Origin of the sequence: Geobacillus zalihae NBRC 101842 (assembly GCF_001544135.1) — a bacterium.
GTDB lineage: Bacteria > Bacillota > Bacilli > Bacillales > Anoxybacillaceae > Geobacillus > Geobacillus zalihae.
The window spans coordinates 55,615-67,871 of the sequence record NZ_BCPV01000003.1; the positions used below are offsets into that span (position 1 = coordinate 55,615).

General features: G+C 53.4%; 12 protein-coding genes. All 12 read right to left on the reverse strand.

Features of this window, described 5'->3' with window-relative positions; translation table 11 throughout:
- Positions 1 to 6 precede the first annotated feature (6 nt).
- Positions 7 to 1,593 carry a flagellar basal-body MS-ring/collar protein FliF gene (fliF, locus tag GZ1_RS02745; RefSeq protein ID WP_015374406.1) on the reverse strand — a complete coding sequence of 529 codons (1,587 nt, stop codon included), beginning with the start codon at positions 1,591 to 1,593 and terminating at the stop codon, positions 7 to 9.
- A gap of 81 nt (positions 1,594 to 1,674) precedes the next feature.
- Positions 1,675 to 1,971: a flagellar hook-basal body complex protein FliE gene (gene fliE, locus GZ1_RS02750; protein ID WP_011230718.1), complete on the reverse strand. Its 297-nt coding sequence runs from the start codon at positions 1,969 to 1,971 to the stop codon at positions 1,675 to 1,677.
- A 19-nt stretch (positions 1,972 to 1,990) separates the two neighbouring features.
- Entirely contained in the window at positions 1,991 to 2,443 is a 453-nt protein-coding gene (gene flgC / locus GZ1_RS02755) for a flagellar basal body rod protein FlgC (RefSeq protein ID WP_060787828.1), read from the reverse strand.
- A 3-nt stretch (positions 2,444 to 2,446) separates the two neighbouring features.
- A complete protein-coding gene (gene flgB, locus GZ1_RS02760) occupies positions 2,447 to 2,836 on the reverse strand; it encodes a flagellar basal body rod protein FlgB (RefSeq protein ID WP_011230716.1) in 390 nt (129 codons plus the stop codon).
- Between the two features lie 197 nt (positions 2,837 to 3,033).
- Positions 3,034 to 3,813 carry a GTP-sensing pleiotropic transcriptional regulator CodY gene (gene codY / locus GZ1_RS02765; protein ID WP_011230715.1) on the reverse strand — a complete coding sequence of 260 codons (780 nt, stop codon included), beginning with the start codon at positions 3,811 to 3,813 and terminating at the stop codon, positions 3,034 to 3,036.
- A gap of 16 nt (positions 3,814 to 3,829) precedes the next feature.
- Positions 3,830 to 5,224: an ATP-dependent protease ATPase subunit HslU gene (gene hslU / locus GZ1_RS02770; protein ID WP_015374405.1), complete on the reverse strand. Its 1,395-nt coding sequence runs from the start codon at positions 5,222 to 5,224 to the stop codon at positions 3,830 to 3,832.
- A gap of 17 nt (positions 5,225 to 5,241) precedes the next feature.
- Positions 5,242 to 5,784 carry an ATP-dependent protease subunit HslV gene (gene hslV, locus GZ1_RS02775; RefSeq protein ID WP_011230713.1) on the reverse strand — a complete coding sequence of 181 codons (543 nt, stop codon included), beginning with the start codon at positions 5,782 to 5,784 and terminating at the stop codon, positions 5,242 to 5,244.
- Positions 5,785 to 5,807: 23 nt separating this feature from the next.
- Complete coding sequence (gene xerC, locus GZ1_RS02780) at positions 5,808 to 6,710, reverse strand: tyrosine recombinase XerC (protein WP_021321701.1); 903 nt, start codon at positions 6,708 to 6,710, stop codon at positions 5,808 to 5,810.
- A gap of 95 nt (positions 6,711 to 6,805) precedes the next feature.
- Positions 6,806 to 8,881 (reverse strand): type I DNA topoisomerase, encoded by a 2,076-nt coding sequence (gene topA, locus GZ1_RS02785; protein WP_015374403.1) that lies wholly within the window; start codon positions 8,879 to 8,881, stop codon positions 6,806 to 6,808.
- Positions 8,882 to 8,959: 78 nt separating this feature from the next.
- Complete coding sequence (gene dprA, locus GZ1_RS02790; RefSeq protein WP_015374402.1) at positions 8,960 to 9,841, reverse strand: DNA-processing protein DprA; 882 nt, start codon at positions 9,839 to 9,841, stop codon at positions 8,960 to 8,962.
- Between the two features lie 322 nt (positions 9,842 to 10,163).
- Complete coding sequence (sucD, locus tag GZ1_RS02795) at positions 10,164 to 11,066, reverse strand: succinate--CoA ligase subunit alpha (protein WP_015374401.1); 903 nt, start codon at positions 11,064 to 11,066, stop codon at positions 10,164 to 10,166.
- A gap of 17 nt (positions 11,067 to 11,083) precedes the next feature.
- A complete protein-coding gene (gene sucC, locus GZ1_RS02800; protein ID WP_011230708.1) occupies positions 11,084 to 12,244 on the reverse strand; it encodes an ADP-forming succinate--CoA ligase subunit beta in 1,161 nt (386 codons plus the stop codon).
- Between the last annotated feature and the right edge of the window lie 13 nt (positions 12,245 to 12,257).

The following is a 12,257-nucleotide window of genomic DNA, read 5'->3' on the forward strand; positions in this document are numbered from 1 at the left end:
TTCCCCCTACTCTTCCGATAGCCACGTTTTTAATAGTTTGGCAAACTCATCCGGCTTTTCTTTCGCCAGACGCTCAAGCTGTCGACGGCGCAACGCTGCCTCCGTCTCCGGCGGCTCCGGCAAATCCGGCTCCGTCGAAAGCGGCGGAGCAAACAAGCGTTCTTCTTCCTCTTCCTCGTCTTCACGGCGGCGGCGCAGCCAGAGGAACAACAGCAAGGCGACGAGCAACAGCGCTCCTGCGCCGGCCGCATACCACCACCACACCGGCCGGTCCGGCGTCGATTGGGTGAATGTCGGCTTGCCGTTGAATTTTTGCACCGAAACGACGATGCGGTTGTTGATGTCTTGATCCGTGAGCGTTTGCGCCTCGCTTTTGTCAATTGACGTCCGAACGATTGTGCCTAGCAGTTTTTGAATATCATTGACCGTCTCGGGCGGCAGCGAGTTCGGATCATTAGGGTCAGGCGGCTCGACCATCACTTGGATGCCTAGGTCGCGGATTTTATATGGGCTTTCGACGATTTGCTTTTTGATTTTGTTTACCTCGTTGTTGATCGTCTCTTCGGTTCGTTCATAGTTGCCGTTTGTTGCGCCGTTTGCGTTTTGGTAGCCCGGCACTTCGTTCGCGCCTGTTCCAGCGGCGCCTCCGGGCGGCGCACCGCTCCCGGAGTACGTCTCTTTAATGCGCTGAACGCTGACGGCAATACCTTGCTTCGTTTTCTCGTCCACTGGAGAAACCAAATTTTCTTCTCGTTTCTCCTGCGTAAAGTCGACATCCGCCGTCACGGAGACGACGACTTTATCCTGCCCCATCATCGTGCCGAGCAGTTGCTGCACTTGGCGTTGAATGTCGCGCTCGATCTGCTTTTTGATTTGCTGCTGTGAGGCGAATGTCGCCCCTGTCGAATTTTCCCCATCATTTTTTAGGTCATAATACTCAAAAAACTGATTCATAATGACGATATTATCTGTAGAGAGATTCGGAACACTTTTGGCAACGAGATGATACAAGGCCCGAATTTGCTCGTCGCTGAATTGATAGCCCGGCTTCGTCTTCAGCACGATCGAAGCCGAGGCTTCACCTTTTCCATCGGAAACAAATACGCTTGGCTGCGGAAGGTTGATCATGACTTTGGCGTCCTCGACGCCGTCGATCGTCTTGATCAAGTTGGCGAGTTCCGTTTGCATCGCCTTCAGCTTCACCATATTGAACTCATTGTCCGTCATGCCGAAGCTCGCGTTTTGGCCGAAAAATGAATAGTCAATGACTCCACTGTTCGGGATGCCTTCAGCAGCGAGCTCGACTTTCAGCGCGTCCACTTGCTCTTTCGGCACTTTAATCGTCGTCCCGCCGTCCGCCACTTCGGCCGGAACGCCGCGCTGGTCAAGCGTTGCTTTAATTTGCCCCGCTTCTTGCGGCGACAAATTGCTGTAGAGGGGCACCATTTCCGTCCTTGTGGCGAAAAAGACGCCGACGCCAACGGCCAAAAGCACGGCCGCTGCCGCAGTGAGCACGAGCCATTTCTGCTTTTTTGTCCGTTCCTGCCAAAACGCGCGAGCGCGGCTCCACCACTCTTTCCATTTCCTTCTCATACAATTCCCCCGATGATCCAATACCTGCCGCCATAGCGCAACAATGGCGGCGGCTTCCGTATGTATTGCGATTCATTGCTGCTACAATGGCATGCGCATCATTTCCTGATACGCTTCGATCGCTTTGTTGCGGATCTCCAGCGTCAGCTGCAACGTGATGCTCGCTTTTTGCGCGGCGATCATCACATCATGCAACTGAACGTTCTCCCCGCGAACGAGCTTTTCCGTCAGCGCATCGGCTTGAATTTGCGCTTCGTTCACGCGGTTGAGCGCCTCTTTGAAAAATGCGGCGAATTGCTTTTGCGCCTCAGCCGGCTTCGCTGGGGGCGAAACGGCGGAAGACATCGTCAGCCCAATGCGGCTTGCTCCATCAATCATCGTTTATCCCCCTCGCATGCTATTTCCCGATCTCGAGCGCCTTCATGAGCATTCCTTTCGAAGCATTCAACACCGTAACGTTCGCCTCATACGAACGCGTCGCCCCGATCAAGTCCACCATTTCTTTCAGCGGGTCGACGTTTGGCAGACGCACATAGCCGTCGGCGCCCGCATCCGGGTGATTCGGGTCGTAGACGAGTTTAAACGGCGCCGGATCATCGACAATTTCGCGCACCCGCACTCCGCCGTCCACCGCGTCGGCACGGCCGAGCGCAACCTGCAAATAGCCCGAAAACGACCCGCTCTGCGGTTCGATGATGACCATTTTGCGACGGTACGGCTCCCATTCGCCGTTGACAAGGCGGGCGCGCGTCGTATCGACGTTAGCGATGTTGGAGGCAATCACGTCCATGCGCAACCGTTGGGCGGTCAACGCCGAAGCCGAAATGTTTAGACTTTGAAACAAAGACACCCGTTATTTCCCTCCTTTAATCACGGTTTTCAACGTGGTAAATTTGCCGTTGAGCCGCTCGATTAAGGCATTGTAATAAATTTGGTTTTCTGCTAGTTTTGACATTTCTTGATCAATATCGACACTGTTTCCATTATGATTGTAACTCACCGTTGTGTCCGTCGTCACGATGATTTTTCCATTTTGTTCGTTTGGAAACGAAAAATGCTTCGGATTCGTCCGTTTGGCCTCAAGCCGAAACGCCCGTTCCAATTCAGCCTGAAAGCGCACATCTTTCGCCTTATAGCCCGGCGTATCGGCGTTGGCGATGTTGTCGGCGATCGCCTGTTGGCGAAGCGCAGCGTAGCGAAGCCCTTGTTCAAGCCAACCGATCGTCGCTGAAAAGAGCGCCAATGGAATCCCCTCTTTTCTCCTATTTTTCGACAATTTCTGCTAGTTTTCATTTTACGGGAAAGAAAACCTAATGTATAGACGGAACTTGGTACTATTTTTCGACGATGCCATGACAGAAAAACGATGCCAAAGATGTTTGCCAACAACAAAAAACCCGCCGGGCCAAAATACCCAGCGGGCTTAGGCGGCTACGCCGTTCAGCTCGATTTCAATTTTTCCAGTTCGCTTAAAAACTTGTCGTTCAATACTTTAATGTACGTTCCTTTCATGCCGAGCGAGCGCGATTCGATCACGCCGGCGCTTTCTAGTTTGCGCAGAGCATTGACAATGACCGAGCGGGTGATGCCGACGCGGTCGGCGATTTTGCTCGCGACAAGCAGCCCTTCCGTTCCGTCAAGCTCCTCAAAAATATGTTCGATCGCCTCAAGCTCGCTGTAAGAAAGGGAGCTGATCGCCATTTGCACGACCGCCTTGCTGCGCGCTTCCTCTTCAATTTCTTCCGCCTTTTCACGCAGAATTTCCATGCCGACGACCGTCGCACCGTATTCAGCCAAAATGAGATCGTCATTGTCAAACTCGCGGTCAAGGCGCGATAAAATGAGCGTGCCGAGCCGCTCGCCTCCGCCGTTGATCGGAACAATCGTCGTCAAGCCGGTTTTGAACAAGTCACGATTTTCCACTGGAAACGCCGTATATTCGCTATTAATATCAATATTAGGAGACGTTTCCGTAATGTTGAACAAGTTTTTCGTGTATTCTTCCGGAAACTGGCGCTCCTCCAGCATCCGCTTCATCCGTTCGTTTTCAATCGATTGTTTAATGGCGAATCCAAGCAGTTTGCCGCGGCGGCTGACGACAAACACATTGGCTTCAATCACTTCGCAAAGCGTTTCTGCCATTTCTTTAAAATTGACCGGCCGCCCGGCCGCCTTTTGCAACATGGCGTTGATTTTCCGCGTTTTCTCTAGCAAGTTCATGGATTTCATCTCCTCCTCATAAAATAAACTCGCTTAAATCTTTGTTTTTGACGATGCTGCCGAGTTTTTGCTCGACATATTGCGGTGTGATGACGACCTTGTCGATTCCGATGTCCGGCGCCTCAAACAGCAAGTCTTCCAGCAGTTTTTCCAAAATCGTGTGCAACCGGCGCGCACCGATGTTGTCGGTCGTCTGGTTTACTTCAAACGCCACCTCGGCAATCTTACGAATAGCATCGTCAGAAAATTCAAGACTTATACCTTCTGTTGCCAAAAGAGCTTGATATTGTTTAATGAGCGCGTTATTCGGCTCGACTAATATTCTTACGAAATCGTCGACCGAAAGTTTCGCAAGCTCGACGCGGATCGGGAAACGGCCTTGCAGCTCAGGGATCAAATCCGACGGCTTCGCCATATGGAACGCGCCGGCGGCGATGAATAAAATATGGTCTGTTTTCACCGGTCCGTACTTCGTCATGACGGTCGACCCTTCGACAATTGGCAAAATGTCGCGCTGCACCCCTTCGCGCGAGACGTCGGCCGAGCCGGACACCGCTCCGCTGCGGGCGATTTTGTCGATTTCATCGATAAAAATGATGCCGGACTGCTCAGCCAGGCGGACGGCCTCTTGCGTCACTTCATCCATGTCGATCAGCTTTTGCGCTTCCTCGTTGATGAGCACTTTGCGCGCTTCACTCACTTTGAGACGCCGCTTTTTGCGCCGCTTCGGCATGAGGCTGCTCAAGGCGTCCTGCATGTTCATCCCCATCTGCTCAATGCCTGCCCCTTGCAAAAAGTCAAACCATAACGGCGTCTGTTCCTCGATTTCAATCGTCACCATCTCGTTTTCCAACTGCCCGTTTGCCAGCTGCCAAGCAACTTGGCGCCGCTTTTGTTCCACCTGTTCATCCTCATGGCTGTAGCTGTTGTCCGCTTGGGCTCCTTGGCCGCCAAACAGCAGCTCAAGCGGATTTTTGATTGTCTGCTTTGGCTTGCCCGGAACAAGCAGTTCAACAAGCCGCTTGTTCGCCTGCTGTTCAGCCCTGTCTTTCACTTCGTTCATTTTTCGTTCTTTCACGATCCGAACTGACGTTTCCACCAAATCGCGCACCATCGATTCGACGTCGCGCCCGACATAACCGACTTCGGTGAATTTCGTCGCTTCGACTTTGATGAACGGGGCGCCGACGAGTTTGGCGAGCCGGCGGGCGATCTCCGTCTTCCCGACCCCGGTCGGGCCGATCATTAAAATGTTTTTCGGCATCACTTCATCGCGCAATTTTTCATCGAGCAAACTGCGGCGGTACCGGTTGCGAAGCGCGATCGCCACCGCCTTTTTTGCCTCTTTTTGCCCGACGATGAACTGATCGAGCTTTTCGACAATCTGCCGTGGAGTCAACGTTTCCGCCATCATCGGCCTCCTCCTTTTTACAGCTCTTCAACAATAATATGGCCGTTCGTATAAACGCAAATGTCAGCGGCGATCTCGAGCGCCGCCTTGGCAATCTCTTTCGCGGTCATCGAGCCGCCGGCGTACTTCTTCAACGCACGCCCAGCAGCCAACGCATACTGACCGCCCGAGCCGATGGCAAGCATGCCATCATCCGGCTCAATCACTTCGCCCGTGCCGGAGACAAGCAACAAATGCTGTTTGTCCATAACAATGAGCATCGCCTCGAGGCGGCGCAACACTTTATCGCTCCGCCACTCTTTCGCCAGCTCAACCGCCGCGCGCGGCAAGTTGCCATTCCATTGTTCGAGCTTGCCTTCAAACATTTCAAACAGCGTAAACGCGTCAGCGACGGAGCCGGCAAAACCGGCGAGCACGTTTCCTTGGAACAGCCGCCGCACTTTTTTCGCTGTATGCTTCATGACGACCGCATTGCCGAACGTCACTTGGCCGTCTCCAGCCATGGCGGATGCGCCGTTATGGCGGATGGCAAAAATTGTCGTCGCATGAAAGGCTCCCATCATTTCCCCTCCTTGCCTGCGGGTTACGCCCGCGGATGCGCCTGCAAATAAATATGCCGCAGCCGGTCTTTCGTTACATGTGTATACACTTGCGTCGATGACAAATGCGCATGACCGAGCAGTTCCTGCACCGAACGGAGATCGGCCCCTTCGTTGAGCAAATGAGTCGCAAACGTATGCCGAAGCACGTGCGGGCTGATGTTTTGCGTCAGCGCAGCGGCTTCGACAATCCGATCCAAAATATGGCGCACTCCCCGAGGCGTGAGCGGATTGCCTCGGGCGTTGACAAATAAATAGCGGTGGTCCGCCGGCAGCTTTCTTGTCAGTTCGCGTCGGCCCCTATGGATATACCGTTCAAGCGCTTCGCGGGCCGGACGGCCGAACGGAACGTAGCGCTGCTTGTTTCCTTTGCCGTGAATGAGCACGGTTTCCGCAACAAAATCGACATCAGACAGCTGTATGTGACAACATTCACTAACCCGAGCGCCAGTCGCGTACAACAACTCAAGCAGCGCCGCATTGCGCTGGCCTAGGGCCGTATTTTCATCATTGACAAGAAACAATGCTTCTAATTCTTTTGGGTATAAAAAATTAGGAATTTTTTGCTCTTTTTTCGGCAGTGTCGCGAGCGCAAACGGATTTTCGGCCGCCCGCCCTTCGCGCAACAAAAACTTGTAAAAGCTGCGCAGACTCGAAATTTTGCGGGCGACCGAACGGCTGGCCAACTGTTGCTCGTATAGTTTCGTCAAATATAAACGAACGTCGCTGTAGGACACTTCATTGAGCGCGCCGATTCCTTCCTCATCCATAAACCGGAAAAACTGCTCAATGTCACGCCGGTAACACACAATAGTATATTGTGAATAATTTTTCTCGATTTGTAAATATTCCATGAATAATTGTAACGCAAGTTTCGAATTCTCCATCGCCTCACCCCGCAACGGCTACTACATCGTACCATATTCATCCGCATGAACGCAACTGTTTTTTTATAAAATTCTGAATTGTATCCGATGCCTTTTCAAGCTTCTAGCCGCTCTTCATAGTCGCACGCCGTGCATTGCACTTGCACACCTTTTTTCAGCTCTTTCTCCACAAGCAGCCCCGCGCATTTCGGACACGGGCGGGCGAGCGGTTTATCCCACGAGACGAAGTCGCAATCCGGGAAACGGTCGCAGCCGTAAAACACCCGCTTTCTTTTCGTGCTGCGCTCGACGATGTTGCCCTCGCGGCATTTCGGGCACTTGACGCCGATTTCTTTGACAATCGGCTTCGTATGGCGGCATTCCGGAAAATTCGAGCAGGCGATAAACTTGCCGAAACGGCCCATTTTGTACACCATCGGACTGCCGCACACCTCGCAGTCAATGCCGGCCGGCTCATCCTTAATCTCAACTGCGCGCATTTCTTTTTCCGCCACTTTCAACCGTTTTTCAAATTCGCGGTAAAACTCGTCGACGACTTTGATCCATTCCACTTTCCCTTCTTCAATTTCGTCCAATTCTTTTTCCATTTTCGCCGTAAACTCGACATCGATAATTTCCGGGAAAAATTCGAGCATCAGCTCGACAACGATTTCGCCGAGCTCGGTCGGGACAAACCGCTTGTTCTCAAGGACGACATAGTTGCGTTTTTGGATCGTATCAAGCGTCGGAGCATACGTCGACGGGCGGCCGATGCCGAGTTCCTCCAACGTTTTGACGAGGCGGGCTTCCGTGTAGCGCGGCGGCGGCTGCGTAAAGTGCTGCTTCGATTCGATCGTTTCGCTCTCAACTGTTTCCTCTTCTTCCAAATCCGGGAGGATACGGTCCTGCTCTTCCGCTTGATCGTCCGTTCCTTCAATATACACTTTCATAAACCCTGGAAATTTCACCTTCGAGCCGCTGGCGCGGAACACGACACCGTTGTTTTCCAACTCGACGCTCATGGTGTCAAGCACGGCGGCCGCCATTTGACTGGCGATGAACCGTTCCCAAATGAGTTTATACAACCGAAACTGGTCGCGCGTCAAATACGGTTTCACTTTGTCCGGATCGCGAAATGCCGATGTCGGGCGGATCGCTTCATGGGCGTCTTGGGCGTTCGTGCTTTTCTTCTCTTTCCGCTTTTCCTGGTTGACATACATAGCGCCGAACGTCGCCTCGATATATGCCGCCGCCTCTTGCTGCGCCGTCTCGGCGACGCGCGTTGAATCGGTGCGCATATACGTGATCAAACCGACCGTCCCTTCGCTGCCAAGATCGATTCCTTCGTACAGCTGCTGGGCGATCATCATCGTCTTTTTCGTCCGGAAATTCAGTTTGCGCGCCGCTTCCTGCTGAAGCGACGACGTCGTAAACGGCGGCACGGGGCTGCGCTTGCGCTCTCGTTTTGTCACCGTTTTCACCGCAAATGCCGTTCCGTTTAAGCGGTCCAGCACGGCTTTCACATCCGCCTCCGTCTTTAAATCGCGCTTTTGTCCGTCAATACTGTAAAACGAGGCGGCAAACGTCTCTCCTTCTTTTTGAAACGTCGCTTGAATCGTCCAATATTCTTCCGGCTGAAATTCGCGAATTTCTCGTTCCCGATCGATGATGAGGCGCAGCGCCACCGATTGGACGCGGCCGGCGCTTAATCCTTTTTTCACCTTTTTCCATAAGAGCGGGCTGATGTTATAGCCGACGAGGCGGTCGAGCACGCGCCGCGCCTGCTGGGCGTCAACAAGATTCATATTGATCGCGCGCGGCTTTTGAAACGATTGCTGAATCGCATCCTTCGTGATCTCATGAAAGACAACGCGGCAATCAGAGTGAATGTCCAGATCGAGCATGTGGGCCAAATGCCAGGCAATCGCCTCTCCTTCGCGATCGGGGTCGGCGGCAAGAAACACTTTTTTCGCTTTTTTCGCCGCCGTTTTCAACTCTTTGATCACCTGGCCTTTGCCGCGGATCGTAATGTATTTCGGCTCGTAGCCGTGGTCTATATCAACGCCCATTTGGCTTTTTGGCAAATCGCGGACGTGGCCCATCGACGCTTTGACTGTATATTTTTTTCCCAAGTATCGTTCGATCGTCTTCGCTTTCGTTGGCGATTCGACGATAACTAAGTAGTCTGACATCCATCTTCCACCCCTAGGAGGTAAATTGAAATCTTCATTATTATTAATGATTATTGCCGCATTTGTCAAACATGTGCATTACACGTACGGGAATTCATCCAAAATGTCCGCCGCTTCTTGCACTAGTTTTGCCCCGTGCTGAATGAGCGTATTCGGCCCAGCGGATTCCGCCAAACCGATCGGGCCGGGGACGGCGAACACTTCCCGCCCTTGCTCAAGCGCATACGCGGCGGTAATGAGCGAACCGCTTTTTCGCTTCGCCTGCACGACAAGCGTGCCGAGCGACAGCCCGCTGATGATGCGATTGCGCGCGGGAAACTGCCATGCCTGTGGGCGCGTTGCCGGCGGATGCTCAGCGATGACCAACTGTTCGTTCATCAGCAGGGCGGCGAACGGTCGATGTTCTTTCGGATAAATGTGGTCAAGTCCCCCAGCGATGACGGCGATCGTCGACCCGCCATGCTGGACGGCGAGTTGGTGGGCGCACACGTCAATCCCAAACGCGAGCCCGCTGACGATCGTAAAGCCGGCGGCAACAAGCGGCGGCACCAATTTGTTCAACGCTTCGATTCCTTCTTTCGTCGGCCGCCTCGTGCCGACGATGCTGATCAGTTTCCGCTCCTGAAGCAAAGCGGGGGCCCCCTTTGCATACAGCACCCACGGCGGGGCATAAATATGCCGAAGCAACGGCGGATAGTCATGATCAAACACGGTGACCACATGAATGCACCGGTCCATATATGTTTTTATCACACGTTGCACATCGATGGAATGCAAATCATGGAAAAAAGCGGTCCATTGAGCGTCGGAAAGCGGAACGAGCGGGCGGAGATCATGAGGAGGCAGAGAAAATGGAGCGGTGAGCGTCGGATCAACCTTCAGCAAGGAATGAATCGTCTTCCATCCTGCCCCGCGGCAATGATGGAGATGGATAAGTCGGTCGCGGACCGTATCGTACATACTGATCCCCTTTCTTTTTTCACTTTCAGCATGGATCGATCGGTGCAACGAAAACGTTTAACATATCCTTGACGGAAAAGTCGCCTGTCTATTTTTTCGACTGTCGGAGGCAAGCCGCAGGCTTCCCCGTCACGCCTTGGCGTGACGGAAGACCGAACAGCCACCCGCTTCACAGACCCATACATGGGTCTTTAAGCGGCGTTGTTCGGTCGCCCGACAGCCGATCCAATTGCTCTGTAAAAGCGGCAAATGGGAAAGCTTCAAATTGCATCTATAGACATGATATGCAACACCCCGCACGGCAACGTGCGGGGCCAAACCATTAGTGCGTTTTGCATTTCTCGTACAAGCCGCGTTCTTTCAGCACAGAAATGAGCGTTTCGCCGATCACGGCCGGCGTTTCCGCCACTTTAATGCCGCATTCGGTCATTTTTTTGATTTTCTCTGCGGCCGTGCCTTTGCCGCCGGAAATGATCGCGCCCGCATGGCCCATCCGTTTGCCCGGAGGCGCCGTTTGCCCGCCGATAAAGCCGACGACCGGCTTCGTCATGTTCGCTTTCACCCATTCGGCCGCTTCTTCTTCCGCCGTGCCGCCGATTTCGCCGATCATAATGACCGCGTACGTCTCCTCGTCTTCGTTAAACGCCTTCAGTACATCGATGAAGTTCGTGCCGTTGACCGGGTCGCCGCCAATGCCGACCGCCGTCGATTGGCCGATGCCGGCTTGCGTCAATTGGTGAACCGCTTCATACGTCAGCGTGCCGGAGCGCGAGACGATGCCGACGTGCCCTTTTTTATGGATGTAGCCCGGCATAATGCCGATTTTGCACTCTTCCGGCGTAATGACGCCCGGGCAGTTCGGACCGATGAGGCGCGTCTTTTTGCCCTCCATGTACCGTTTCACTTTCACCATATCAAGCACCGGAATGCCTTCGGTGATGCAAACAACAAGGTCGAGTCCCGCGTCGACCGCTTCCATGATGGCATCCGCAGCGAAGGCCGGCGGAACGTAAATGACCGAGGCGTTCGCGCCTGTTTTTTCGACCGCTTCGGAAACGGTGTCAAACACCGGCACGCCTTCGACTTCCGTGCCGCCTTTGCCCGGCGTGACGCCGCCGACGATGTTCGTCCCGTACTCGATCATCTGCTTTGTATGGAACAGCCCTTGCGAACCGGTAATCCCTTGTACGATCACTTTCGTATCTTTATTGACAAAAACGCTCACGTGTCTCCCTCGCTTTCTTAACGTACTAGCTCGACGATTTTTTGTGCTCCGTCCGCCATCGATTCGGCCGCAATAATGTTTAAGCCCGACTCTTGCAAAATCTTTTTCCCAAGCTCAACGTTCGTTCCTTCAAGTCGGACGACAAGCGGAAGCGTCAAACCGACTTGCTTCGTCGCCGCGACGATGCCGCTCGCGATGACATCGCATTTCATAATGCCGCCGAAAATGTTGACGAAAATGCCTTTGACGTTCGGGTCGGACAAAATGATTTTGAACGCTTCCCTTACTTTTTCCTCGCTGGCGCCGCCGCCGACATCGAGGAAGTTGGCCGGCTCGCCTCCGTAATATTTGATGATGTCCATTGTCGCCATCGCCAAGCCGGCGCCGTTGACCATGCAGCCGATGTTGCCGTCAAGAGCGATGTAGTTCAAGTCGTATTTCGACGCTTCGACTTCTTTCGGGTCTTCTTCATCCAAGTCGCGGTATTCAAGGATGTCCGGATGGCGGTATAAGGCGTTTGAATCGAAATTCAGCTTCGCATCAAGCGCCATCACTTTGCCGTCGCCGGTGACGACAAGCGGGTTGATTTCGGCGATCGAGCAGTCTTTATCGACAAACACTTGGTACAAGCCCATCATAAATTTGACCGCTTGGTTGACGAGATGCTTCGGAATGTTGATGTTGAAAGCCAATCGGCGCGCTTGGAACGCTTGGAGCCCGACGGCTGGATCAATGTATTCTTTAAAAATTTTCTCCGGCGTTTTCGCCGCCACTTCTTCGATTTCCGTTCCGCCTTCTTCCGACCCCATTAACACGACGCGCGAGGTGGCGCGGTCGACGACAAGGCCGATGTAGTATTCTTTTTGGATGTCGCACCCTTCTTCAATCAACAGCCGTTTCACTTCTTTTCCTTCCGGGCCGGTTTGATGGGTGACGAGCACTTTGCCGAGCAATTCGCTGGCGTATGTACGGACTTCCTCGAGGCTTTTTGCCACTTTCACCCCGCCCGCTTTGCCGCGCCCGCCGGCATGAATTTGCGCTTTGACGACACACACCGGCGCGCCGAGCTCTTTCGCCGCTTCGACCGCTTCATCCACCGTGAACGCGACGCGGCCGTTCGGCACGCTCACACCATAGCTTCGCAAAATTTCTTTTGCTTGGTATTCATGAATGTTCATGCGCCAACCTCCT

What these genes read in the sequence shown, in the direction of transcription:
- fliF (WP_015374406.1), bottom strand. Translation starts at nt 1,593, where the DNA reads ATGAGAAGGAAATGGAAAGAGTGGTGGAGCCGCGCTCGCGCGTTTTGG.
- fliE (WP_011230718.1), bottom strand. Translation starts at nt 1,971, where the DNA reads ATGATTGATGGAGCAAGCCGCATTGGGCTGACGATGTCTTCCGCCGTT.
- codY (WP_011230715.1), bottom strand. Translation starts at nt 3,813, where the DNA reads ATGAACTTGCTAGAGAAAACGCGGAAAATCAACGCCATGTTGCAAAAG.
- hslU (WP_015374405.1), bottom strand. Translation starts at nt 5,224, where the DNA reads ATGGCGGAAACGTTGACTCCACGGCAGATTGTCGAAAAGCTCGATCAG.
- hslV (WP_011230713.1), bottom strand. Translation starts at nt 5,784, where the DNA reads ATGGGAGCCTTTCATGCGACGACAATTTTTGCCATCCGCCATAACGGC.
- xerC (WP_021321701.1), bottom strand. Translation starts at nt 6,710, where the DNA reads ATGGAGAATTCGAAACTTGCGTTACAATTATTCATGGAATATTTACAA.
- topA (WP_015374403.1), bottom strand. Translation starts at nt 8,881, where the DNA reads ATGTCAGACTACTTAGTTATCGTCGAATCGCCAACGAAAGCGAAGACG.
- dprA (WP_015374402.1), bottom strand. Translation starts at nt 9,841, where the DNA reads ATGTACGATACGGTCCGCGACCGACTTATCCATCTCCATCATTGCCGC.
- sucC (WP_011230708.1), bottom strand. Translation starts at nt 12,244, where the DNA reads ATGAACATTCATGAATACCAAGCAAAAGAAATTTTGCGAAGCTATGGT.